This window comes from Bacillus sp. JST-5 (assembly GCF_057747715.1).
The window spans coordinates 19,225-45,527 of record NZ_JBYLHW010000004.1 but is presented as its reverse complement, the minus strand read 5'-3'; the positions used below and the strand labels follow the sequence as shown (position 1 = coordinate 45,527).

Annotated in this window: 24 protein-coding genes; all 24 read left to right on the top strand. The window is 35.4% G+C overall.

Going from position 1 to position 26,303, the window contains the following annotated elements; genetic code table 11:
* Positions 1-10 precede the first annotated feature (10 nt).
* The 24 genes from flhA to AC3ASS_RS01935 all read left to right on the top strand — a co-directional run bounded on the left by flhA (position 11) and on the right by AC3ASS_RS01935 (position 26,287).
* Entirely contained in the window at positions 11-2,047 is a 2,037-nt protein-coding gene (gene flhA, locus AC3ASS_RS02050; protein WP_488281839.1) for a flagellar biosynthesis protein FlhA, read from the top strand.
* On the top strand, positions 2,044-3,177 hold the full coding sequence (gene flhF / locus AC3ASS_RS02045) for a flagellar biosynthesis GTPase FlhF (protein ID WP_488281838.1): 1,134 nt from the start codon (positions 2,044-2,046) through the stop codon (positions 3,175-3,177). Before flhA ends, flhF begins: the two co-directional genes overlap by 4 nt.
* Positions 3,170-4,036 carry a MinD/ParA family protein gene (locus AC3ASS_RS02040; RefSeq protein WP_488281837.1) on the top strand — a complete coding sequence of 289 codons (867 nt, stop codon included), beginning with the start codon at positions 3,170-3,172 and terminating at the stop codon, positions 4,034-4,036. Before flhF ends, AC3ASS_RS02040 begins: the two co-directional genes overlap by 8 nt.
* A 4-nt stretch (positions 4,037-4,040) precedes the next feature.
* Positions 4,041-5,105, top strand: a complete 1,065-nt coding sequence (locus tag AC3ASS_RS02035) for a protein-glutamate methylesterase/protein-glutamine glutaminase (RefSeq protein WP_488281898.1) — start codon at positions 4,041-4,043, stop codon at positions 5,103-5,105.
* 17 nt (positions 5,106-5,122) lie between these two features.
* Entirely contained in the window at positions 5,123-7,177 is a 2,055-nt protein-coding gene (locus AC3ASS_RS02030; protein ID WP_488281836.1) for a chemotaxis protein CheW, read from the top strand.
* Between the two features lie 31 nt (positions 7,178-7,208).
* The gene (locus AC3ASS_RS02025) at positions 7,209-7,643 is read left to right on the top strand and encodes a chemotaxis protein CheW (protein ID WP_488281835.1); all 435 of its coding nucleotides are present in this window, start codon (positions 7,209-7,211) and stop codon (positions 7,641-7,643) included.
* A gap of 10 nt (positions 7,644-7,653) precedes the next feature.
* Positions 7,654-8,283 (top strand): chemotaxis protein CheC, encoded by a 630-nt coding sequence (locus AC3ASS_RS02020; protein WP_488281834.1) that lies wholly within the window; start codon positions 7,654-7,656, stop codon positions 8,281-8,283.
* Complete coding sequence (locus AC3ASS_RS02015; protein WP_488281833.1) at positions 8,283-8,774, top strand: chemotaxis protein CheD; 492 nt, start codon at positions 8,283-8,285, stop codon at positions 8,772-8,774. Before AC3ASS_RS02020 ends, AC3ASS_RS02015 begins: the two co-directional genes overlap by 1 nt.
* A 37-nt stretch (positions 8,775-8,811) precedes the next feature.
* On the top strand, positions 8,812-9,567 hold the full coding sequence (locus AC3ASS_RS02010) for a FliA/WhiG family RNA polymerase sigma factor (RefSeq protein WP_488281832.1): 756 nt from the start codon (positions 8,812-8,814) through the stop codon (positions 9,565-9,567).
* A 23-nt stretch (positions 9,568-9,590) separates the two neighbouring features.
* Positions 9,591-9,899 carry a hypothetical protein gene (locus AC3ASS_RS02005; protein ID WP_488281831.1) on the top strand — a complete coding sequence of 103 codons (309 nt, stop codon included), beginning with the start codon at positions 9,591-9,593 and terminating at the stop codon, positions 9,897-9,899.
* A 14-nt stretch (positions 9,900-9,913) separates the two neighbouring features.
* Complete coding sequence (locus AC3ASS_RS02000; protein WP_488281830.1) at positions 9,914-10,465, top strand: hypothetical protein; 552 nt, start codon at positions 9,914-9,916, stop codon at positions 10,463-10,465.
* Positions 10,466-10,607: 142 nt separating this feature from the next.
* Positions 10,608-11,324 (top strand): 30S ribosomal protein S2, encoded by a 717-nt coding sequence (gene rpsB / locus AC3ASS_RS01995; protein WP_488281829.1) that lies wholly within the window; start codon positions 10,608-10,610, stop codon positions 11,322-11,324.
* Between the two features lie 185 nt (positions 11,325-11,509).
* The gene (tsf, locus tag AC3ASS_RS01990) at positions 11,510-12,391 is read left to right on the top strand and encodes a translation elongation factor Ts (RefSeq protein ID WP_488281828.1); all 882 of its coding nucleotides are present in this window, start codon (positions 11,510-11,512) and stop codon (positions 12,389-12,391) included.
* Positions 12,392-12,478: 87 nt separating this feature from the next.
* Positions 12,479-13,204, top strand: a complete 726-nt coding sequence (pyrH, locus tag AC3ASS_RS01985) for a UMP kinase (RefSeq protein ID WP_488281827.1) — start codon at positions 12,479-12,481, stop codon at positions 13,202-13,204.
* A complete protein-coding gene (gene frr / locus AC3ASS_RS01980; RefSeq protein ID WP_488281826.1) occupies positions 13,204-13,761 on the top strand; it encodes a ribosome recycling factor in 558 nt (185 codons plus the stop codon). The genes pyrH and frr overlap by 1 nt, the downstream gene beginning before the upstream one ends.
* Before the next feature lie 230 nt (positions 13,762-13,991).
* Positions 13,992-14,771: an undecaprenyl pyrophosphate synthase gene (gene uppS, locus AC3ASS_RS01975; protein ID WP_488281825.1), complete on the top strand. Its 780-nt coding sequence runs from the start codon at positions 13,992-13,994 to the stop codon at positions 14,769-14,771.
* Positions 14,772-14,792: 21 nt separating this feature from the next.
* Positions 14,793-15,587, top strand: a complete 795-nt coding sequence (locus AC3ASS_RS01970) for a phosphatidate cytidylyltransferase (protein WP_488281824.1) — start codon at positions 14,793-14,795, stop codon at positions 15,585-15,587.
* Between the two features lie 31 nt (positions 15,588-15,618).
* Positions 15,619-16,773 (top strand): 1-deoxy-D-xylulose-5-phosphate reductoisomerase, encoded by a 1,155-nt coding sequence (dxr, locus tag AC3ASS_RS01965; protein ID WP_488281823.1) that lies wholly within the window; start codon positions 15,619-15,621, stop codon positions 16,771-16,773.
* 68 nt (positions 16,774-16,841) lie between these two features.
* Positions 16,842-18,110, top strand: a complete 1,269-nt coding sequence (gene rseP / locus AC3ASS_RS01960) for an RIP metalloprotease RseP (protein WP_488281822.1) — start codon at positions 16,842-16,844, stop codon at positions 18,108-18,110.
* A gap of 826 nt (positions 18,111-18,936) precedes the next feature.
* On the top strand, positions 18,937-23,196 hold the full coding sequence (locus tag AC3ASS_RS01955) for a PolC-type DNA polymerase III (protein WP_488281897.1): 4,260 nt from the start codon (positions 18,937-18,939) through the stop codon (positions 23,194-23,196).
* An 875-nt stretch (positions 23,197-24,071) separates the two neighbouring features.
* Complete coding sequence (rimP, locus tag AC3ASS_RS01950; protein ID WP_488281821.1) at positions 24,072-24,542, top strand: ribosome maturation factor RimP; 471 nt, start codon at positions 24,072-24,074, stop codon at positions 24,540-24,542.
* 32 nt (positions 24,543-24,574) lie between these two features.
* Entirely contained in the window at positions 24,575-25,687 is a 1,113-nt protein-coding gene (gene nusA, locus AC3ASS_RS01945; RefSeq protein WP_488281820.1) for a transcription termination factor NusA, read from the top strand.
* Positions 25,688-25,700: 13 nt separating this feature from the next.
* On the top strand, positions 25,701-25,988 hold the full coding sequence (rnpM, locus tag AC3ASS_RS01940) for an RNase P modulator RnpM (RefSeq protein ID WP_488281819.1): 288 nt from the start codon (positions 25,701-25,703) through the stop codon (positions 25,986-25,988).
* Positions 25,985-26,287 carry a YlxQ family RNA-binding protein gene (locus AC3ASS_RS01935; protein WP_488281818.1) on the top strand — a complete coding sequence of 101 codons (303 nt, stop codon included), beginning with the start codon at positions 25,985-25,987 and terminating at the stop codon, positions 26,285-26,287. Before rnpM ends, AC3ASS_RS01935 begins: the two co-directional genes overlap by 4 nt.
* The last annotated feature ends 16 nt before the right edge of the window (positions 26,288-26,303 follow it).

Genomic DNA, 26,303 nt, shown 5'->3' with positions numbered 1-26,303 from the left:
GAGAACCAACATGTCAGCAAAAGATTTGTCAGTTTTATTAAGTGTAGTATTAATAGTAGCGATGCTCATCATACCATTTGCACCATGGATGTTAAGTATATTAATAATTATTAATATTTCGTTGGCATTGCTTGTTTTGCTGACTTCAATGAACATGAGAGAACCGCTACAGTTCTCTATTTTCCCATCATTACTATTACTATTGACACTTTTCCGCCTCGGTCTGAATGTTTCCACAACGAGGTCGATTTTAAGCAAAGGTGACGCTGGGGGCGTTGTTGAAACATTTGGAACTTTTGTCGTTGGTGGAAATGTCATAGTAGGATTAGTCGTCTTTTTCATTCTCGTTATTATTCAGTTTGTCGTTATTACAAAAGGGGCTGAAAGGGTATCGGAAGTTGCAGCTCGATTTACATTAGATGCGATGCCAGGGAAACAAATGAGTATTGATGCAGATTTAAATGCAGGTATCATATCTGAACAAGAGGCGAGAGAAAGACGAGAAAAAGTAAGTCGTGAAGCTGATTTTTATGGGGCAATGGACGGAGCAAGTAAATTCGTTAAAGGGGATGCGATTGCCGGAATTATTATCGTGTTTATTAACTTAATTTTTGGTATGGTTATCGGAATGATGCAACAAGGAATGAGTATGGGAGATGCTGCTAATCATTATTCACTATTAACCGTCGGTGATGGGATTGTTAGTCAAATACCTGCCTTGCTCATTTCAACTGCAACCGGGATTGTCGTCACTCGTGCAGCATCCGATGGAAATATAGGTAAAGACATTACATCCCAGCTATTTTCCTATCCGTATATGTTATATGTGGCAGGAGGAACTATATTTTTATTAGGTTTATTAACACCTATTTCTGATTTATTAACAATGCCGATTGCTGGAGTTCTTGCTCTTGGTGGATGGATGCTAACGAAAAATAACAAACAAGATGAATTAGAATTGCAAGAAGTGGAAGAAGAAGTCGCAACGGATGAAATGCGAAGCCCAGAATCGGTTGTTAATTTATTAAATATTGACCCTATTGAGTTTGAATTTGGGTATGGATTAATCCCACTGGCAGATGCTAATCAAGGGGGAGATTTATTAGACCGAATCGTCATGATTCGTAGACAGTTAGCCGTGGAATTAGGATTGGTGATTCCGGTCGTACGAATTCGTGATAATATTCAGCTTCAACCGAATGAATATCGCTTAAAAATTAAAGGAAATGAAGTGGCTCGCGGCGAACTGATGTTAGACCATTATTTATCGATGAGTCCAGGTGTCGATGATGATTCGATTCAAGGAATCGATACGATTGAACCTTCATTTGGTATCCCTGCTAAATGGATTACTGAAGATATGAAGGAACAAGCAGAAATGTCGGGATATACAGTCGTAGATCCACCATCTGTCGTATCCACTCATATTACGGAAGTTATTAAAAACTATGCGCATGAGTTATTAGGTAGACAAGAAACGAAACAGCTTGTGGATCATTTAAAAGAAACATACCCAATATTAGTTGAAGAAGTAACTCCAAATCCTCTTTCTATTGGCGATATTCAAAAAGTGTTAGCCAAACTATTAAAAGAAAGAGTGTCTATCAGGAATTTACCGATTATATTCGAAACGTTAGCCGACTATGGAAAATATACAACGGATACAGATTTACTGACTGAATATGTAAGACAGGCATTAGCTAAACAAATTACGAATCAATATAAACAAAATGATGAAGTCATTAAAGTCATCACCCTGTCTGGAAAAATAGAAAAATTGATTGCCGATAGTATTCAACAAACAGAACATGGAAATTATTTATCGATTGATCCGCAAGATTCTCAAAAAATATTAGAAAATATGGCAGCCATCATTGAACAAGTGTCTTTAATGGAAGAACAACCAATTATTCTTTGTTCACCAGCCATTCGGATGTACGTAAGGCAATTAACAGAAAGATACTTTCCACAAGTACCGATTTTATCGTATAACGAATTAGAAGCAAATGTAGAAGTCCAAAGTGTTGGGGTGGTGAATATAGATTGAAGGTAAAAAAATATGTTGCAAAATCGATGCCAGAGGCAATGAAACAAATACGTTCTGAACTAGGACCTGATGCTGTCATTTTAAATTCAAAAATTGTTTATCAAGGTGGATTTTTAGGTCTATTTAAAAAAAAGAATTTTGAAGTGATTGCTGTAGTTGATCAAAAAATACCTCCACAAAAACAAATGAATTATGACACTTTGAAAAAAAATGTTGAAGACAAAAAGAAATTAGTCGAGTTGAAACAAGACGAAAATTTGGTGAATGAAATAAAAAAACTTAAAGAAATGATCTTACAGCAATCACCGAATGAATCACTTTTTAATCATGAATATCCTAGCGTCATTAAAGAAAGTTTAAAGCCATTTACCCAGCAAGGAATCAATCCATCGGTTATTCATGGGCTAACACAAGATGCGTTAGAATACTACTATTTAAATGGAAAAAACGTAACAAAAGAATCGATGTTTGCTCATCTCCAAGACTCATTGAAAAGAAAAATTTCTAAGTTATCTTTTGGTGGAGTCAGTTACTCGAAGAAATTTGTAAATGTCGTTGGACCAACAGGGGTAGGGAAAACAACGACTCTTGCTAAAATGGCAGCTGAGGCAGTATTGAATAAAGGAAAAAAGATCGCCTTTATTACAACGGACACTTACAGAATCGGTGCCATTGATCAATTAAAAACTTACGCCAAAATATTAAACGTTCCTGTTTCCGTTTGTTACAATCTCGATGATTTTGAGAAAGCAACAAAAGAATATGAAAATTTTGATGTGGTATTTATTGATACAGCAGGAAGAAACTATCGAAACGAACAATATGTTCAAGAGTTAAAAACGATCATAAACTTTGAAAAAGATTTAGAGACATTTTTAGTTTTATCGTTGACTTCTAAAGAAAGCGATATGAAAGAGATTTATCAAAAATTTTCTACGATTCCAATCCAAAAACTCATTTTTACGAAACTAGATGAAACTTCTTGCCGGGGAGCATTAATCAATATGCCTATGGAGTTTCAAAAAGGAATTGCCTATTTAACAGTTGGTCAAAATGTACCAGATGATATTGTCGAAGCAAATCCAGAATTAGTCATGAAACATGTGTTTGGTGATTATCGCTATGAGTGATCAAGCAGAAGCATTACGTCAGAAAATCTTAAATAAGCATCAACCGAATGTAGCTAAAACAATTAGTATCATTAGTGGCAAAGGTGGAGTAGGGAAATCAAATTTCACTTTAAACTTTGCTATTACTCTATCTAAATTAGGGAAAAAAGTATTAATTTTCGATTTGGATATTGGAATGGGAAGTATTGATATTTTAATGGGGAAAAGCCCGAAATATACGATAGCTCATTTTTTTGAATCAAAAATCAATCTTCACCACATCATTGAAAAAGGGCCAGAAAATATTTCGTTTATTGCTGGTGGATCAGGATTAAATCATTTTATTTCCATCAGCAATGAAATCGCTGATCAATTTTTAAAGGAGTTAGAAATCCTAACTAAAGAGTATGATTATATCCTTTTCGATATGGGTGCAGGGATGAGTGAAACTTCTATAAAATTTATATTAAGCACACAAGATGTGTTCGTCATCATCACACCTGAGCCAACATCGATTATGGACGCATATTCTGCTGTCAAGTATTTGCATTTACAAGGTGCTCCGTTAACGTATTATTTAGTAGGGAATCGAATGAAAAATAAAAATGAAGCCCATTTAACATTAAATAAAATGGTTCAAACGATGGATAGATTTTTGAATGAAAAAGCTGAAGTGTTAGGATTTCTATTTGATGACCCTATTGTATCGGAAGCAGTAATGAGACAAGTCCCTTTTACGATATACAAACCAAAAAGCAGAGTAACATTTCATCTAAGAGAAATTGCTGAGAAATATATTCTAAAAGGCGAACCTATAAATCTTTTAAATAAAAATAGAAGTTTTATCAACAAGTTAAGTCGACTTTTGTTCAAAAGGTAGGGGAATCATGAGAAAAAAAGTGTTAGTTGTTGACGACTCTGCATTCATGAGAAAAATGATTAGCGATTTTTTATCCGAAGATGATCGGTTAGAAGTAATTGGAACGGCCCGAAATGGCGTTGATGCAATAGATAAAATAAAGCAGCTTAAGCCTGACTGTGTAACGATGGATATTGAAATGCCAGTGATGAATGGATTGGATGCCTTAGCAATCATCATGAAAGAATGTCCGGTACCTGTTGTCATATTATCCAATTTGACAAAAGAAGGAGCGGACCATACAATCCGTTCGATGCAATATGGTGCAGTCGATTTTTTATTGAAACCTTCTGGGGCTATTTCCCTAGATTTGCATAAAGTGAAAAAAGAACTAATTGAAAAAGTGGTCCAAGCTAGTTATGTCAATCCTTTGAAGCTAAATTCAATAACAAGAGATCATAACATCATACCTAAATCTGGAAACGATGATCAAATAACCCCGATGAAAAAAAATCGGTTAAAGAAAATCGTTTTAATTGGGACTTCTACCGGAGGACCGAGAGCATTACAACAAGTACTTCAAAACATACCGTCTACGATAGAAGCACCAATACTTATTGTTCAGCATATGCCGCCAGGATTTACAAAATCGTTGGCTGAACGTCTGAATCATTTGTCTGAAATAACCGTGAAAGAAGCACAAGATGGGGAAATTTTGAAAAATGGCACAGCTTATATTGCACCAGGAGGATCTCACCTTCAATTAAAAAAAATGGAAAGATGTCTTGTTGCACAGATAGACGATACAACTCCTCCAAGAAATAACCATAGACCTTCCGTCGATGTATTGTTTGAATCCGCACGTCAATGTATTGACTATGCGAAAATTGCCGTCGTCATGACCGGAATGGGTTCAGATGGTGCACAAGGCTTAAAACTATTAAAGAGAAGCGGGAATACAAACGTAATAGCCGAATCGCAAGAATCATCCATTATATTTGGTATGCCAAAAGCTGCCATTCAAACAGGTTATGTTGATCAAGTTGTCCATCTAAATGATATAGCTTCTACCATAATGAAATATATGTAACGAGGGGTGTAAACGGTATGGATATGAATCAATATTTGGAAATATTTTTAGAAGAAAGTAGAGAACATTTACAAGCATGTAATGACCAATTATTGTTGTTGGAAAATAATCCTGATGATATTTCAATTGTTAATGAAATGTTTCGCTCTGCTCATACTTTAAAAGGTATGTCTGCAACCATGGGTTTTGAAGATTTAGCAAATCTAACTCATCAAATGGAAAATGTGCTTGATGCTATTCGTAATGGGAAAATTTCAGTCACGCAAGAGGTAATAGATGTTGTTTTTGCTTCTGTTGATCATTTAGAAGCGATGGTCAATTCCATTGCAGAAGGTGGAGACGGAAAAAGAGATGTTACTGAAATCGTATCATTATTAAAACAAATTGAAAACGGAGAGCCACTTCAACCAACAACTGCAACGAAAGAAATAGCTGCAACTGCAGAACCAGCTACTGCTGTTAGCGATTTACCGTATAAATCTAATTACGATGACTTTGAAATAACGATTTTGGAACAATCACTTGAACAAGGTTTTAGCAGTTGCGAAGTTACTGTTACATTACGCTCTGATTGTTTGTTAAAAGCAGCACGTGTATTTATGATTTTTGAAGTGTTAGAAAAAATAGGAGAAGTAATAAAATCCAATCCTCCTGTTGAAAAGCTTGAAGCGGAACAATTTGATCAATCGTTTACTGTTACCCTCGTTACGAAAGATTCAGCAGATGAGATCAAGAACAAAATTATGAAAGTATCTGAAGTTGAAAGTGTTGAAGTTTTAGAGCTTTCCGTAGAAAAAATTAAAAACGGTGTAGTTAATCAAGAACCAAAGACAAACAGTGAACCAAAAGTAGAAAAGCAGGAATCTAAAAGCTCTGAATCAAAAGTGGAAAAGTCAAACGCAACGAGTCCATCAACAAATAAACCTCAACAAAAGACAATAAGAGTGAATATCGATAGACTCGATGTATTAATGAATTTATTTGAAGAACTTGTGATAGACCGTGGAAGACTTGAGCAAATCTCAAAAGAATTAAAAAATAGCGAATTAACGGAAACGGTAGAGCGAATGTCTCGCATTTCTAGTGATTTGCAAAATATTATTTTACAAATGCGAATGGTTCCTGTGGAAACCGTATTTAACCGTTTTCCACGAATGGTCCGACAAGTGGCTAGAGATTTAAATAAAAAGATTCATTTAGAAATCATTGGTGCGGAAACTGAGCTAGATCGAACGGTAATTGATGAAATTGGCGATCCGCTCGTCCACTTATTAAGAAATGCCATTGACCATGGAATTGAATCACCGGAAGTTCGTAAAGAAAAAGGAAAGAATGAAGAAGGTACGGTCAAACTAAGCGCCTTCCATAGTGGAAATCATGTTTTTATCGAAATTACCGATGATGGTGCAGGGATCAATCGTGAAAAAATATTGCAAAAAGCGTTATCGAAAGGAATTATTACCGAAGATCAAAAAGAGAAACTTTCCGACCAAGAAGTTTATTCATTAATCTTCTCTTCAGGTTTTTCTACAGCAGATAAAATTTCAGATATTTCTGGAAGAGGAGTCGGTCTTGATGTTGTTAAATCAAAAATAGAGTCATTGGGTGGAAGCGTTACTATTTATTCAGAGGAAGGGAAAGGTTCCACGTTCTCTATCCAACTGCCTTTAACTTTATCTATTATTACGGCACTTTTAGTAGAAATAGAAAAAGAGAAATATGCAATTCCATTATCGTCCATCATTGAAACAGCCATCATTAAAAAAGATGCTGTTTATTATGTACATAATCAACCATCGATTGATTTTAGAGGAAAAGTAGTTCCACTAGTGAATTTGAAACAAATCTTCCAACTAGAATCATCGAGTGAAGATGATTACTATTCAATCGTTGTTGTGAAAAAAGGTGAAAAATTTGCAGCTCTAGTCGTAGATTCCTTCATCGGACAACAAGAAATCGTTTTAAAATCATTAGGAGAATATTTACAAAATGTGTTTGCCATCTCTGGTGCCACCATTTTAGGTGACGGACGAGTAGCGTTAATTATTGATTGTAATGCCTTAATCAAATAGGACCTAAAAATTTAAAAAAGGGTGTTGATCTATGTCACTCAGTTTAACGGCCGAACAAAAGTATATTACTTTTACATTAAACAATATGGAATATGCGTTCGAAGTTGAACATGTTCAATCCATTGAGAAAATGTTACCTATTACAAGAGTGCCTGGCACAAAAGACTATGTAGAAGGGGTAATTAATTTAAGGGGAGTTATTGTCCCTGTTATCGATTTACAAAAAAAATTAGGTCTAGGAGAATATGAAAATCGTTCTACAACGAGATTGTTAATCGTATCCATTCAATCGTTTGAGATAGGTCTCATTGTCGATGCCGCTAATGATGTTTTAGATATAGCGAAAGAAAATATCGAAGGGCCACCAGAAGTCGTTGGAAGTGTCAAACATGATTTCATTAAAGGTGTAGTGAAAGTAGATGATAGTCTAATCATCATTTTAAAACTTGAAGAGATTTTGAATTGAGGGAATAACGATGTCATTTATGGAACGAATGAATTCTTTTCATTTAGATATTTTAAAAGAAATTGGTAATATCGGTGCGGGAAATGCAGCAACAGCATTATCATTACTCGTCAATAGAAAAATTGATATGTCTGTCCCAAGTGCAAGAATTGTAACTTTTAAGGAAATGATGGAACTTGCCGGCGGTGCTGATGAGCCGGTTTGTGCCGTATTTTTGCGAATTGAAGGAGATGCACCTGGCAGCATGTACTTTATTTTATCTATCGATCAAGCGGATCTATTTGTCCAATCATTAACTTCATCTGATTATTCGTTCCATCAAACACCGTATGATGAAATGGCCATGTCTGCACTTCAGGAAATGGGCAATATTTTGGCAGGTTCCTATTTATCGGCACTCTCCGATTTTACTAGCCTATCGCTCATGCCATCAGTCCCGGCAGTCAATGTCGATATGTTTGGTGCTTTAATGAGCTTTGGACTTTATGAAGTTTCAAAAGAAAGCGATCAATGTATAGTCATAGAAACATTGATTACTGATTCGTTAAAAATGGACAAGGCAGTAAAAGGCTACTTCTTTTTATTGCCGGATCCCGATTCATTTGAAATCATTTTTCAATCATTAGGAGTACAAGAATAATGATCGAAACATTATCTGTCGTAAAAGTTGGAATTGCTGATATGAATATCGTTCATTATCCGGGAAGTATTCGTACATCAGGTCTAGGCTCATGTGTCGGAGTAGTTATTTATGATGAACGTGCAAAAATTGCTGGAATGAGTCATGTGATGTTACCAGATTCCAATTTATCTAGGGGAAAAACGGTACATTTGGCAAAATATGCTGATACGGCCATTAAACATTTGTATCAATGGTTGATTGATGAAGGTGCTTGTCATTTTAAAGCAAAGATTGCTGGTGGAGCACAAATGTTTAAATTCGCACATCAAAGCGAAGCAATGCGCATTGGCCCACGTAATGTAGAAGCAGTGAAAAGAGAATTAGCCTTATTACGAATTCCTATTGTAGCAGAAGACGTAGGCGGTTCAAGCGGAAGAACGATAGAATTTGATACAAAAACCAATATGTTAACAATACGAACAGTTAATCAAGGAATTAAAGAGATTTAATATGAATATGCTCTTTCTTAATGTGAGGTGGAAAAAGATGCAGGCGACAATAAATGAACAAGAGTTATGGAATTTGTGGGTAAAAGAAAAAAGTGAACGAGCAGCGAATGAATTAATCAGCAAGTATAAGCCCCTTGTTTATTATCATGTTGAACGTATTTCTCAAAGTTTACCAAAAAATATATCGAAAGACGAATTAAGAAGTTTAGGATATATTGGACTTTACGATGCTTTAGAGAAATTCGATCCTAGTCGTGATTTAAAATTTGATACATATGCATCTTTTCGCATAAGAGGAGCAATCATTGATGGGTTAAGAAAAGAAGATTGGTTGCCACGAAAAACAAGGGAAAAGGCAAAAAAAATTGAAGCGACCATTGAGAAATTAGAACAAAAATATTTAAGAAATGTAAGTGCTGAAGAAGTGGCATCTGAATTAAACATTCCGGTTGAAGAAGTATATACGACAATAAATGAATATTTTTATGCTAATATATTATCCATGGATGATACTATTAATGACCAAGACGATTCCGAGCAATCATTTGTTTTGAAAGATCATCGAGAAAAAACACCTGAAGACCATCTAATTGAAGCCGAAAGAATTCAAGATTTAAAAAACGTTATTCGTGAATTAAACGAAAAAGAACAATTAGTGTTAAGTCTATTTTATAAGGAAGAATTAACATTTACTGAAATTGGGCAAATGTTAAACTTATCGACATCTAGAATTTCTCAAATTCATTCGAAAGCTCTTTTTAAGCTTAAAAGTTTGTTAGAAAAATGGATGTAAGGAATATTTAGGTGGGGATAGGGATGTCTTTAAAATCAATTGAAATGCAAATTGCTCTTCCACGGACACAGGATGCGAGTAAAATGCAAGAGCAAATCCAAGCAAGAAGTCAAGTGCAAAATGAACTAGCACTCAATGACGTTCAAAAAGAGGTAGAACAAAAAAGGACAACCGTGACAAAGCAAGAACAAAAAGACCCAGCAAAATGGAATCAAGAATCAAACGATAAAAACGATCAATCTCCAAAAGAGCGAAAAAAGCAACCGGAAAAAAAATCATCGGATCATTTACCGCATCCATATAAAGGGAAATTTATTGATGTAAGTGGATAAAAGGAGTTATCAATATGGAAGTTTTGCTTATTTTAAATGTATTGGCAACGGCTAGTTGTATTTTCATGATTGTTATTCTTTATTTAAGACAAAACCGTTTAATGGAAACCGAGAAAAATAATAAAAAAATTCAAAGTGAGTTGGAAGAACTATTTACATCATATCTTTTAGAAATGAAAGAAGAAAATGATAGTTTCTTACGTAAAGTAAAAAATTTGGTCGACGAAAAAATTGAAAATCATGACAAACCATATGAGCAAACAACAAAGCCGGCCACGGAATTGACGGAAGAAGTTCCACCCCCACTTAAGAACATCCAAATATTGTCTGCAAAAAAAGCTTATAAAAAAGTAAAGAAAGATCCGAATACGGAAGAAAAAGATCGCTTGAATGAGAAAGTTAAAGGGGAAAACGAGCTTCATTCGATGAACACTGTTTTAAAAGAAGCATTAAAACTACAAAATGAAGGATTATCGATAGATGAAATCGCTAAACAATTAAATAAAGGAAAAACCGAAATTGAACTGTTATTAAAATTTTCTCAAATTGAACGAACCGATACTTGATTGTTTGAAATGATTATGCTATATTAGTTGATGGTGTAATTACACACGTCCATGGATTTAGACAGTTGGTGCTATTTTTATAGTCCTGTCTGAAGAAGAAATGGGCGGAGGTCAAGAAAACCAATATATAGGAGGAAATTTAATGTCAGTAATTTCAATGAAGCAATTACTTGAAGCTGGTGTACATTTCGGACACCAAACACGCCGTTGGAACCCAAAAATGAAAAAATACATTTTCACTGAGCGTAACGGCATTTACATCATCGACCTTCAAAAAACAGTTAAGAAGGTTGAAGAAGCATATCAAGCAATGAAAGAATTAGCTGCAAACGGTGGTACAGTTCTTTTCGTTGGTACGAAAAAACAAGCTCAAGAATCTGTTAAAGAAGAAGCTGAGCGTTCTGGAATGTACTATGTAAACCATCGTTGGTTAGGTGGTACATTAACAAACTTCGAAACAATCCAAAAACGTATTGAACGTTTAAAAGCTATTGAAAAAATGGCTGAAGATGGAACATTTGATGTACTTCCTAAAAAAGAAGTCGTTCAATTGAAAAAAGAACAAGAACGTCTTGAGAAATTTTTAGGCGGTATTAAAGAAATGAAAGAGCTTCCAGACGCACTTTTCGTTATCGACCCTCGTAAAGAAAGAATCGCCGTTAGTGAAGCACGTAAATTAAATATCCCTATTTTCGGTATCGTTGACACTAACTGTGATCCAGACGAAATCGATTATGTTATTCCTGCTAACGACGATGCTATTCGCGCTGTTAAATTATTAACTGCTAAAATGGCAGATGCTATTTTAGAAGCGAAACAAGGCGAAGAGGAAGCTGTAACTGCAAACGCAGAAGCATAATGTTCATAAAAGGTGATAAGAGGGTGTACCCTTATCACCTTTTTTTAAAGATTGCATACATACAATCTCAAAACATATGTAATCAACACTCTTGAATGAGTCATACTAGGTATATGATGAATGCAGTCGTATACACATGATTGGAACGTTAATCTTAATGGATGGAATCAAAGGAGGAAAAATTTATGGCTATTACTGCACAAATGGTAAAAGAGCTTCGTGAAAAAACCGGAGCTGGTATGATGGATTGTAAAAAAGCACTTCAAGAAACAAATGGTGATATGGAAAAAGCGATCGATTATCTTCGTGAAAAAGGTATTGCGAAAGCTGCGAAAAAAGCAGACCGTATTGCTGCTGAAGGAACTACTTACATTCAAACTGAAGGAAATGAAGCGGTAATCTTAGAAGTTAACTCTGAAACAGACTTCGTTGCAAAAAATGAAAACTTCCAAAACTTAGTAAAAGAATTAGCAAATCACTTATTAAGCAAAAAACCTGCTAATTTAGAAGAAGCATTAGAACAAAAAATGGACAACGGTACAACTGTTTCTGAATATATTAACAGTGCTATTGCGAAAATTGGTGAAAAAATCACTCTTCGCCGTTTTGAAATTTTAACTAAAGGCGATAACGATGCATTTGGTTCCTACCTACATATGGGCGGACGTATCGGAGTTCTTTCCGTTCTTGAAGGAACAACTGATGAAAGTGTAGCAAAAGATGTTTCTATGCATATTGCTGCATTAAACCCTAAATACGTAACTCGTGATCAAGTATCACAAGAAGAAATCGACCGTGAGCGTCAAGTATTAACTCAACAAGCATTAAACGAAGGAAAACCAGAAAATATTGTTGCAAAAATGGTAGAAGGTCGTTTAGGCAAATTCTTTGAAGATATTTGCTTAGTAGACCAAGCATTTGTTAAAAACCCTGACCAAAAAGTTGGTCAATTCGTAAAATCTCATGGTGCAACTGTTAAAACTTTTGTACGTTATGAAGTTGGCGAAGGTATTGAAAAACGCCAAGAAAACTTCGCTGAAGAAGTTATGAACCAAATGAAAAAATAATTGTGAAATAGGGAACACCTCAGTGTTCCCTTTTTTAAAGAAAATTGAGAAATTTCAAATTTTGAAATGACTTAACGGAGGTTCATAATGACAAATCCTAAATATAAACGAATTGTATTGAAGTTAAGCGGAGAAGCACTAGCAGGAGATCAAGGATTCGGTATTAACCCAAACATTATTCGTTCAGTGGCTCAACAAGTAAAAGAGGTCGTAGAATTAGGCGTTGAAATCGCTGTAGTTGTTGGCGGTGGAAACATATGGAGAGGTAAAATTGGCAGTGAAATGGGGATGGATCGTGCAACTGCCGATTATATGGGAATGTTGGCAACAGTGATGAATTCTCTAGCACTGCAAGATAGTTTAGAACAGCTTGGCATTGAAACTCGTGTTCAAACATCTATCGAAATGAGACAAGTAGCAGAACCATACATAAGAAGAAGAGCCATTAGACATTTAGAGAAGAAACGAGTTGTCATCTTTGCCGCTGGAACAGGAAACCCTTATTTCTCAACAGACACAACTGCTGCATTAAGGGCTGCTGAAATTGAAGCTGACGTGATATTAATGGGTAAAAACAATGTAGATGGCGTTTATTCTGCTGACCCGATGAAAGACAAAACAGCTGTTAAGTTTGATGAATTATCTTATTTGGACGTATTAAAAGAAGGATTAGCTGTTATGGATTCAACAGCATCCTCATTATGTATGGACAATGATATTCCTCTCATAGTATTCTCTATAATGGAGGAAGGAAATATTAAACGAGTTGTCCTTGGCGAAAAAATTGGAACAATCGTAAGGGGGAAAAAATAATGGGAAAAGAAATTATTAATCAAGCAAAGGAAAAAATGGCAAAAGCAATCCAAGCGTATACACGTGAATTGGCAACTATTCGTGCAGGAAGAGCAAACGCATCTTTATTAGATAAAATCGTTGTTGACTACTACGGTGTTCCAACTCCAGTCAATCAGTTAGCATCCATCTCTGTTCCTGAAGCACGTTTATTAGTTATTCAACCTTATGATAAATCCGTTGTCAGTGAAGTAGAAAAAGCGATCATGAAATCAGATCTAGGTCTAAACCCAACTAGTGACGGAAGCATTATTCGCATTTCTATACCACCGTTAACGGAAGAAAGAAGAAAAGAATTAGTCAAAGTGGTGAAAAAAGAGTCTGAAGATGCAAAAGTTGCCGTTCGTAATATTCGCCGTGATGCCAATGATGATTTGAAAAAGCTTGAGAAAAATGGCGAAATTACAGAAGACGAACTTCGTGGATATACTGATGACATCCAAAAAATAACGGATGAACATATTCAAAAAATTGATCAAATTACAAAAGATAAAGAAAAAGAAATATTAGAAGTTTAATTTTAAAATCATTATAAATTCCAGTATAATAATGTTGTGGCTACAAACCCCTAATTTTTAAGGGGTTTTTTTATCCATTTCATACTATAAATATTTTATCATTCCTCTAAAAAATTCATGGCAATTATGTTAAATCTCATTTTTCTTAAAAAATATAGAATGAATTTGTTATGATAGAGGCATGAGATTGTTATCTTCCAACGATAACAATCATTAATGGAGGATGGGTCATGTTTAATCGACTTAAGTTTTGGAAAAAACAACCACTTTCCAATCTACAATTAAAAGAGAGAATTGAAAGAATAAAGAATATTGGCGTACCTGCTCATGTGGCGATTATTATGGATGGCAATGGCCGCTGGGCAAAGAAAAGAGCACTCCCTCGCATTGCAGGGCATCATGAAGGAATGAAAGTCGTCCGAAAAATTGCACGACTCGCAAATGATTTAGGGGTACAAGCGTTAACATTATACGCTTTTTCTACTGAAAATTGGAAAAGGCCAAAAACAGAAGTAGAATACTTAATGAAACTTCCAGAAGAGTTTTTAAGTACATTTTTGCCCGAATTGATTGAGCAAAATGTAAAAGTTCAAGTGATGGGGGATATAGAGAAAATTCCGACCCATACTCGAAATGCTGTTGAAAAAGCAATGAATGAAACAAAAGATAATACCGGATTAATTTTAAACTTCGCTTTAAATTATGGGAGTCGAGCGGAAATTCTTGAAGCAGTAAAACATATATGTAAAGATGTTCAAAATGGTCAAATGTCAACTGAACAAATCAATGAAGACGTTTTTTCCAGTCGTTTAATGACAAGCGGATTACAAGATCCAGATTTACTCATTCGTACAAGCGGTGAAATTCGTCTTAGTAACTTTATGTTATGGCAATTAGCTTATACAGAATTTTGGTTTACAAACGTTTTATGGCCAGATTTTAATGAAAAACATTTTTTAGAAGCGATTGAAGAATATCAAAGCCGCTCACGTAGATTCGGCGGAGTGTAGTAAAGTGAGGAATAGAAAAATATGAAGCAAAGAATCATAACCGGAATCATAGCCGCAGCGATTTTTTTACCTATAGTTTTTATTGGCGGAATTCCGTTTCTTGTCTTAATGTATGTAATGGCATCTGTTGGTTTATATGAATTATTAAAGATGCAAAAAACCTCAATATTCACTGTACCGGGAATCTTATCTTTACTCCTGTTATGGATATTCCTTGTACCAACTGAATATGAATCTTGGTTTCGAAATCTAATGTTTTCTAAAATAGAAATTTTCTTACTTGGCATTTTATTGTTTCTCATTTACAGTGTCATCGTAAAAAATCGCTACACTTTTGATCATGTATCAAGAGCCGTTCTATCTGTTCTATATGTCGGGATAGGGTTTTATTATATGATTGAAACAAGATGGACGGACAATGGATTAATCTTAATGTTTTTTGCGTTAATGCTCATTTGGGCTACGGATTCTGGTGCGTATTTTACAGGAAGATCTTTTGGGAAACGGAAACTTTGGCCTGAAATCAGTCCGAAGAAAACAGTGGAAGGTTCCGTTGGTGGAATCTTTTATGCTATTGTTGTGGCATTCGCTTTCTACTTTTTCTCAGACTTAAATATTCCTTTCATACAATTATTAGCCATGTCTGTTCTACTCTCAATTATTGGTCAAATGGGAGACTTGGTGGAATCAGCTTTTAAACGTCATTATGGAGTGAAAGATTCAGGGAATATATTGCCGGGACATGGAGGAATATTAGACCGAGTAGATAGTTGGTTGTTTGTTTTTCCATTCCTATATTTTTTCCTATCCCTATAATTAAACAGCGCTTTTGTAGGAGTTGAATACATTGAAAGTTATCAGTTTATTAGGAGCTACCGGTTCCATAGGAAAACAAACGCTCGACGTCATTCGTGAGCATCGCGATGTTTTTCAATTAGCAGCCATTTCAGTAGGAAGGAATATAGAAGCTGTTCGTGGAATTATACAAGAGTTCTCTCCGAAGCTAGTTTCGGTTCAATTAAAAGAAGACTATGAACGATTAAAATTAGAATTTCCTCATGTAAAGTTTACATATGGTGATGAAGGACTCGTTGAAGTAGCTGTTTATCCTGATTCAGAAATCGTTGTGAATGCCGTGATAGGAAGTATCGGGCTTCCCGCTACTATTCAAGCGATAAAAGAAAAGAAAAAAATCGCTATAGCAAATAAAGAAACTTTAGTTACCGCTGGACATATCGTGATGGATATGGCGAACCAATATGGTGTTCCGATTATTCCCGTTGATAGCGAGCATTCAGCAATTTTCCAATGCTTACAAGGCGAAGAAAAGAAAAATATTGAACGCCTAATCATAACTGCATCTGGAGGAAGCTTCAGAGATAAAAAAAGAAGTGAGTTAGAAAATGTGACTGTCAATGAAGCGTTAAACCACCCAAATTGGTCTATGGGTAAGAAAATCACCATCGATTCAGCAACGATGATGAATAAAGGTTTAGAAGTGATAGAAGCTCATTGGTTATTTAATATTCCATACGAGAAAATTGATGTATTATTACATAGAGAAAGTACAATTCATTCGATGGTTGAATTTCATGATAGCAGTATTATTGCTCAACTCGGAACCCCAGATATGAGGGTGCCGATTCAATATGCCCTTACATATCCAGATCGGTTACCGTTAGTCAATTCGAATCGTTTAAATCTCGCAACTTTAAAAACTCTCCATTTTGAAGAAATGGATTTTGAGAGATTTCGTTGTTTAAAATTTGCATACGAAGCGGGAAAAACTGGAGGAACTATGCCGACAGTTCTAAATGCAGCAAATGAAATTGCCGTAGATGCATTTTTAAAGGAAAAAATAAAATTTTTAGAAATTGAATCATTAATTGAGGAAGCATTAGAATATATTGAAGTAATCAATCATCCAAGTTTGGACGATATCCTATCTATTGATCAGTACACAAGAGAATTTGTTTTAGGAAAAATAAACTGCATGAAATAATCCATCATTGCCCATTGTAAAAAGTAAGAGAAAAACTTTTGAATTATATATAAAAGGTGGTTTTTCATTTGGGGACTTTAGGAACAGTCATTGCTTTCATCATCATTTTTGGAGCTCTTGTATTCTTTCATGAATTAGGCCATTTTGTGATGGCGAAAAGGGCGGGGATTCTTTGCCGAGAATTTGCCATTGGGTTTGGTCCGAAAGTATTTTCGTTTAAAAAAGGAGAAACCGTATATACGATTCGTTTACTACCGATTGGCGGATTTGTTCGCATGGCTGGGGAAGATCCCGAAGTTATCGAAATAAAACCAGGTTATCGAGTCGGATTAATCGTTAATGAAAACAATATTGTTCAAAAAATTATCTTAAGTGGAAAAGAAAAGTTTTCAAATATCCGGGTCATGGAAGTGGAAGAAGCGGATATTGAAAAAGGGTTATATATTAAAGGTTATGAAGATGTCGAAGAGGAAAAACTAGTTACATATAAGATTGATCCGAAAGCTATTTGTATTGATAATGGAATGGAAACGCAAATTGCTCCTTACGATCGACAATTTGGTTCGAAAACGTTAGGACAACGGACATTAGCAATTTTTGCAGGTCCATTCATGAATTTCGTGTTAGCTTTCATTATCTTCTTATTAATCGGCTTTTTCCAAGGAGTTCCTTCAAATGATCCAAAATTAGGGAAGATTACAGAGGACGGAGCAGCTAAGCAAGCCGGATTGTTGGAAGGTGACATCGTTCAATCTATTAACGGGGAAGAAGTGGACAGTTGGATTGATGTCGTTGAAATCATCAGAATGCATCCAAATGAAGAACTCCTATTTAAAATTGATCGCAAAGGCGAGATCATGGATATTCCAGTCATTCCTAACGAGTCGGAACTAGATGGAGAGAAGATTGGACTGATTGGTGTATATAACCCAGTTGAAAAATCTCCGTTTAAGGTGCTAACTTATGGTTTTACCGAAACTTATAATTGGACAAAGCAAATCATAATCTTGCTTGGTAAACTTGTTACCGGTCAATTTTCCATTGATATGTTATCAGGTCCTGTAGGAATCTATGTTTCCACAGAAGAAGTTGCCAAATCGGGAATCTTCTATTTAATGAAATGGGCGGCCCTTTTAAGTATCAATTTAGGAATCATGAACTTACTTCCAATTCCAGCATTAGACGGTGGTCGATTATTATTCTTCGGAATTGAAGCCCTTAGAGGAAAACCTATTGATCCGCATAAAGAAGGAATGGTCCATTTCATCGGTTTTGCGCTGCTCATGCTTTTAATGCTCGTTGTCACATGGAATGACATTCAAAGATTCTTCCTATAAAAAATATAGTGGAAAGCATAAATACAATTGCTTTCCACTTTTCTTTTTGAAATTTCATCTAAGGTTAGAACATTTTTATTGCAAATTTTCCTTTCGACAATTCAACGATCCCCTCAATTCGATTGTCAATTCTCCTATTTGAAATGAGAGAATAATTGGTCGTTTCACTTGCAAATAAATTAAAACGAGTTGCAAGATTTTTTTATGACTATAAAACAAATTAACAACAAATGTTCAACTTACAAATAAATTCAATATAGTTGCAAGATTGTTTGATGACCTACAAGAAAATGTACTAGAGTCACAAATAAAGTTCCGATAGTTACAAATTTTTCTTTAGCACTTGCAAATACGATGATTTCTAGTTGCAAATGATTCTTTCAAAGTTACAAATACGATTCATAAACTTACAAATTCAATCACCAAAGTCGCAAATATACATCCAATCGGTCAGGATTGGCATCATCCAATCCCATCCTTTTTAAGATAAACCACCCTTGAATGTTCCACTTGCAAATAAATTAAAACGAGTTGCAAGATTTTACAAGCACTTGTTAATCAAATTCTCTTTCGACTGTTCCACTTGCAAATAAAATGATTTTGATTACTAGTTATATCTTTTTAACAAAAGCAAAAAAAATAACTCAATATTGAAAATAAAGCCATTTTTTAAATGACCACCAATTTTCAATCATGAGATCAAATCCGATTAAGCAATATTATGCTATAATGATGAATAGATTGTCGAAAGATGGGAGAGAAAAGTATGTCTGATCTTGCCAAAGGTAAAAAGGAAAGGTTTCAGTTATTACTTCAACAATTAAATATGGTAGATGCTGAAACCGTTCGTTTTTTCCAAAATGGGCAAATTGAAAAGCTTGTTGTTGAAAAAGATGCCCGCAAATGGCATTTTTATTTCTTGTTGGAAGAACTCATCCCAAGTCAACTGTATCAACAATTTTCAACTAGATTAATAAAAGCATTTGAACATATTGCAAATGTAACATTTACACTGACAGTATTAAATAATGAAATAACAGAAGAACATATTCAAGATTATTGGAAACTGTCCATTCAAGAGCTAGACGGAATTTCTCCAGCTTTATTATCTTTACTTAATGGACAACTTCCTAAAGTCCAAGGAAATAAAGTTCTTATTTTTGCAAGAAATGATGCAGAAGCTTTAACGATTAAAAGAAAATATTCCACCGTCATTTCCGATATTTATCGTTCCTATGGTTTTCCACCAATCCAACTCGATGTTTCTGTTAATGTCAATGAAACAGAAAATCAAGAGTATGAGCAATTTTTAGCAGAAAAGCAAAAAGAAGACGAAGAACGTGCTAAACTTGCCATGCAGGAGTTGAAAAATAAAGAGGAATCTTCACAAGAGACAGTTGATGAAGGTCCGCTTGTAATCGGTTATGAAATTAAAGGTGAACAAGATTTCCGCAGATTAGAACAAATTGTAGAAGAAGAAAGAAGAGTTGTCATAGAAGGATACGTGTTTTTTGCTGAAACAAAAGAACTAAAAAGCGGAAGAACGTTATTAACGTTAAAAATCACCGACTATACAGATTCCATTTTAGTTAAAATGTTTTCAAAAGATAAAGATGATGCCAGTCTGCTAACAAAAGTGAAAAAAGGGATGTGGATTAAAGTTCGTGGAAGCATCCAAAATGATACATTCGTTCGCGATTTAGTGATGATTGCCAATGATATTAATGAAATCAAACCAATTGAACGAATGGATACAGCTCCAGAAAACGAAAAACGAGTGGAACTCCATCTTCATACGCCAATGAGTCAAATGGATGCAGTAACGTCTATCAGTGATTATGTGGCCCAAGCGAAAAAATGGGGACATAAGGCAATCGCCGTAACGGACCACGGTGTAGTTCAATCGTTCCCTGAAGCTTATAGCGCATCGAAAAAACACGGGGTAAAAATTTTATATGGTCTAGAAGCAAATTTAGTCGATGATGGAGTGCCTATTGCCTATAATACGGCTCACATACGATTGGATGAAGCCACCTATGTCGTATTTGATGTTGAAACAACAGGACTTTCCGCCGTTTATGATACAATCATTGAACTTGCCGCGGTAAAAATGAAAAATGGCGAAATCGTTGATCGTTTTGAATCTTTTGCGAATCCTAAACATCCACTTTCAGCTACAACGATAGAATTAACTGGAATTACGGATGATATGGTAAAAGATGCTCCAGATCCAGAAGAAGTATTAAAACGATTTTACGATTGGTCCGAAGATGCTGTTTTAGTCGCCCATAATGCCACTTTTGACATCGGCTTCTTAAATGTCGGGTATAAAAAAATAGGATTGAATAAAGTCGCAAATCCTGTTATCGACACGTTAGAATTGGCGCGTTTGTTATATCCAGAATTGAAAAATCACCGATTAAACACTTTGGCGAAAAAATTTGATGTTGAATTAACGCAGCACCACCGGGCGATTTATGATGCGGAAGCGACCGGCCACCTACTGCAAAGAATGTTAAAAGACGCCATAGCAAAAGGAATGGAATACGATGATCAATTAAACGAAAATATGGGGAAAGGGAATGCTTATCAAAGGGCAAGACCATTCCACTGCACCATTTTAGCTAGAGATGAAGTAGGATTAAAAAATCTATTCAAACTTGTCTCTTATTCTCATATTCACTATTTTTATCGTGTTCCTCGCATCCCGCGATCTGTGTTACAATCCCACCGAGAAGGATTGTTAATCGGTTCTGGATGTGATAAAGGAGAAGTATTTGAAGCGATGTCTCAAAAGCCGATCGATGAAGTTGAGGAAATCGCTAGTTTCTATGACTTTTTAGAAATCCATCCGAAAGAACTATATGCACATTTAATAGAGTTAGATGTTATTCAAAGTGAAAGTAAAATTGAAGCAATTATTGAAAACATTGTGAAATTAGGTGAACGCTTGAACATCCCTGTTGTGGCGACGGGAAATGTCCACTATTTAAATCCGACAGATAAAATCTATCGAAAAATATTAATTAGCTCACAAGGTGGTGCGAATCCGTTAAACCGTCATAAGTTACCGGATGTTTATTTCCGTACAACAAATGAAATGTTAGAAGCATTCGCATTTTTAGGGGAAGAAAAAGCGAAAGAAGTTGTCGTGGAAAATACAAATAAAATTGCAGATCTCATCGGTGATGTGAAACCAATTAAAGATGAACTATATACTCCAAAAATTGAAGGTGCCGATGAAGAAATCCGGAAACTAAGTTATGATATGGCAAGACGCATCTATGGTGATCCGCTTCCTGAAATTGTAGAAGCTAGACTTGAAAAAGAATTGAAAAGTATCATTGGGCACGGATTTGCCGTTATTTATTTAATCTCTCATAAACTAGTAAAAAAATCACTTGATGACGGATACCTAGTAGGTTCACGTGGGTCTGTAGGTTCCTCTTTTGTCGCAACGATGACAGAAATCACAGAGGTCAATCCATTACCTCCACATTACGTTTGTCCAAGTTGTAAACATTCCGAATTCTTTAATGATGGTTCGGTCGGATCTGGATTTGACTTACCAGATAAAAACTGTCCAAAATGTGGAGCGGTATATAAAAAAGATGGACATGACATTCCATTTGAAACCTTTTTAGGGTTTAAAGGGGATAAAGTTCCCGATATCGATTTGAACTTCTCGGGTGAATATCAACCACGAGCCCATAACTACACGAAAGTGTTATTTGGAGAAGATTATGTTTACCGTGCAGGAACGATTGGTACGGTTGCGGAAAAAACAGCTTATGGTTTTGTCAAAGGATATGCTCAAGATCATAATTTGCAACTGAGAGGAGCGGAAATTGATCGCTTAGTAAGTGGTTGTACGGGTGTAAAACGGACTACAGGACAGCATCCGGGTGGGATTATCGTTGTCCCTGACTATATGGATATTTATGACTTTTCACCAATTCAATATCCTGCTGATGACAATAGTTCCGAATGGAGAACAACTCATTTTGATTTCCATTCCATTCACGATAATTTACTAAAACTAGATATTCTCGGTCACGATGATCCGACGGTAATTAGGATGCTTCAAGACTTAAGCGGTATTGATCCTAAAACCATTCCAACCGATGATCCGGAAGTTATGAAAATTTTTAGCGGAACGGAATCGTTAGGTGTAACAGAAGAACAAATTATGTGTAAAACCGGGACATTAGGAATCCCTGAATTTGGTACAAGATTTGTCCGCCAAATGTTAGAAGAGACAAAGCCGACCACTTTCTCTGAACTTGTGCAAATCTCTGGATTATCGCACGGAACGGATGTATGGTTAGGGAACGCTTCAGAATTAATTAAAGAAGGAATTTGTACGTTAAGCGAAGTAATCGGATGTCGGGATGACATCATGGTTTACTTAATTTACCAAGGGTTAGAGCCTTCTTTAGCATTTAAGATTATGGAATCGGTCCGTAAAGGGAAAGGATTAACTGAGGAAATGGAAGCAGAAATGCGGAAAAATAACGTCCCGGACTGGTATATAGATTCTTGTAAAAAAATCAAATATATGTTCCCGAAAGCACACGCAGCTGCCTACGTTTTAATGGCGGTTCGGATCGCTTATTTTAAAGTTCATCATCCGTTGTTATATTATGCGACTTATTTTACGGTACGTGCAGAAGATTTTGATATTGAAACGATGATTAAAGGTTCGCAAAGTATCCGTGCAAAAATTGAAGAAATCAATGAAAAAGGATTAGATGCGACAACGAAAGAGAAAAACTTACTAACCGTATTGGAAATTGCTTTAGAAATGTGCGAACGCGGCTTCTCTTTCCAACAAATTGACTTATACCGTTCCCAAGCTTCTGAATTTATCATTGATGGGAATACATTAATCCCACCGTTTAATTCCATTCCGGGATTAGGAACGAATGCTGCGCAAAACATTGTAAAGGCAAGAAACGAAGGAGAATTTCTTTCGAAAGAAGATTTACAAATAAGAGGTAAAGTTTCCAAAACAATTTTAGATTACTTAGACCGTCAAGGAATATTAGCATCTCTTCCAGAACAAAATCAACTTTCATTATTTTAAATGAATTTTAATCGAAGTCTCCCATCCTCAAGCAAGCACGTCGCTTAAAGAGAGATGGGAGATTTTTCTGTTCGATTAAAAACCTTCAATTAGTTATATAATATAAATAGAAGAATCAATCATTGAATTACCAAATGACTTGACTACAAATATATTCATAACTTCATTTATGTTTACAACACGCAATTTCAAAATATAATAAATTTATCCAAAATTATAAAAACGCGAACCGGCGACAATTGCGGAAAACGTTGATTTTTCGTGAGAGGTTCGCAAAGTGGGGAAATCCCTTTATTTTCAACGATTTTTTGGAATGAAATTCGCTGAGATGGAGCCTTATTTTTATTTCATTTCGGAGGTTCGCAAAATTGACTGATTTCATGCAGTCATCATGCGGGTTTGAAGAATGTACCGTTGCGACGCTAGCCCCGAGATAAGGGGATTGAAACTTCTTTTTCCATAGTCTCTTGAATTTCACGTATTTGATCTGTTGCAACGTTACTCCCGTTATCAGAGGATTGTCCAAATTGAAAAAGAACAGTCCATCATCCGCAGGACTGTTCTTTTTCAATTGGAAGAGTTTCCACTTTAATGCCATTCTCAATGTCCAACTTTCATTTCTTCCGATCTTATAGCCATTCATTCAAAATAAAAGAAAGACAAAAATATGAGTATGTTTGCAATGATAAAAACCGTTAATACGAACCATCTTATGAATGATTTGCATAAAAATATTGGTTATGGTATAGTTTTATTGGAAATACTAACGATAATCTCGCGTTAAAGAGTGGGGAGCAACCCACTCTTTCGTTATTGTATTAGGTAAATTTTACAAATTTCGAGTACATAATGTAGATCATTGCAGGAGGGACTGTATGAGTAAAGTAACGGAAATTGTTGAACAATTAGCCGTTCCCATTGTTGAAGAACTAGGTTTAGAAATTGTTGACATTGAATATGTCAAAGAGGGAAAGGATTGGTTTTTGCGAGTCTTTATTGATAAAGAAGAAGGTGTTGATATAGAAGAGTGCGGAATCGTAAGTGAAAGATTAAGTGAAAAACTAGATGAAGTTGATCCGATTCCACATAATTACTTTTTAGAAGTATCATCACCAGGTGCGGAGCGCCCGTTAAAAAAACAAGCAGATTTCGACAAAGCTATCGGCCGAAATGTTTTCATTAAAACATATGAGCCCATCAATGGTGAAAAAACGTTTGAAGGTACATTAATCCACTTTGATGGAGAAACGGTTACATTACAAGTAAAAGAAAAAACAAGACGAAAAGAAGTTCAAATTCCGTATGAAAAAGTGGCTAATGCACGTTTAGCCATTTCATTTAATTAACATTTGTAAGGATTGAAGGGGGATACCACCAAATGGAAATTTTAGATGCCTTGATATTGCTAGAAAAGGAAAAAGGTATATCAAGAGAGGTGCTCATTGAAGCAATTGAGGCAGCGTTAGTTTCAGCATATAAAAGAAATTTCAACCAAGCTCAAAATGTTCGCGTAGACTTAAATGTTGAAACAGGAACTATGAAAGTTTTAGCAAGAAAAGAAGTCGTTGAAGAAGTTTTTGATCCAAGACTTGAAATCTCACTGGCTGAAGCACATAAAATAAATCCTAACTATGAAATTGGGGATATTGTTGAAATCGAAGTGACACCAAAAGATTTCGGACGTATTGCTGCACAAACTGCGAAACAAGTTGTCACTCAACGTGTTCGTGAAGCAGAAAGAGGAATTATTTACGAAGAATTCATTGATCGTGAAGACGATATCATTACAGGAATCGTCCAACGTCAAGATGGAAGATTTATCTACATTAGTTTAGGAAAAACAGAAGCTATTCTTCCTGCAAACGAACAAATGCCTAATGAGCGTTATCAACATAACGATCGAATTAAAGTGTACATTACCAAAGTTGAAAAAACGACGAAAGGTCCACAAATTTTCGTATCAAGAACACATCCTGGTTTATTAAAACGACTCTTTGAACTAGAAGTACCTGAAATATACGATGGAACAGTCGAAATAAAATCTGTCGCTAGAGAAGCAGGAGACCGTTCGAAAATTTCTGTTCATTCCGATAATCCAGAAGTGGATCCAGTCGGAGCATGTGTTGGACCAAAAGGTGCTCGCGTACAAGCGATTGTCAATGAGTTAAAAGGGGAAAAAATTGATATTGTAAAATGGTCTAAAGATCCAGTTGAATTTGTGGCAAATGCTTTAAGTCCATCCAAAGTGCTAGATGTAATTGTAAACGAAGAAGAAAAAGCAACAACAGTTATCGTTCCAGATTATCAATTGTCTCTTGCCATTGGAAAACGTGGTCAAAATGCTAGATTAGCCGCAAAATTGACAAATTGGAAAATTGATATTAAAAGTGAGTCAGAAGCAAGAGAAAAAGGAATATATCCACGTGAAGAATCTCCTTTTGCAAACCTAGTATTAGATGATGTTGATTCCGATGATGATCATATGGAATAAGAGGTGATGAAATATGAACAATCGGAAGAAAAAAGTTCCGTTACGGAAATGTGTAGCAACGGGAGAAATGATGCCGAAAAAGGAATTAATACGCATTGTTCGCACGAAAGAAGGAGAAATATCGATTGACTTAACAGGAAAGAAATCCGGTAGAGGTGCTTACCTTTCAAAAAATGAAGAAGCTATTATGCTTGCGAAAAAGAAAAACATCTTAGCGAAACATCTCGAAAGCGAAATAGATGATTCCATCTATGAAGAATTATTACAGCTAGTTCATAAGGAGAACAAGAAAGAAGCATGACTCAACAACCGTGGATGTCAATCGTTGGTTTAGCGAATCGAGCGAGAAAACTTATTTCAGGTGAAGAATTAGTTTTAAAAGAAATTCGTCAACATCGCGCCAAACTTGTGCTTTTATCCATGGATGCATCAGCAAACACAAAAAAAAGAATTGAAGATAAATGTCGATATTATGAAGTACCAATTAAGTATGTAGAAAATCGATATGTACTAGGGAAATCCATTGGAAAAGAGGCTAGAGTGGTAATTGCGATTTTAGAAAGAGGTTTTTCTGAAAAATTAATGCAATTGCTCGATTAAATTTTGTGGGGGTGAA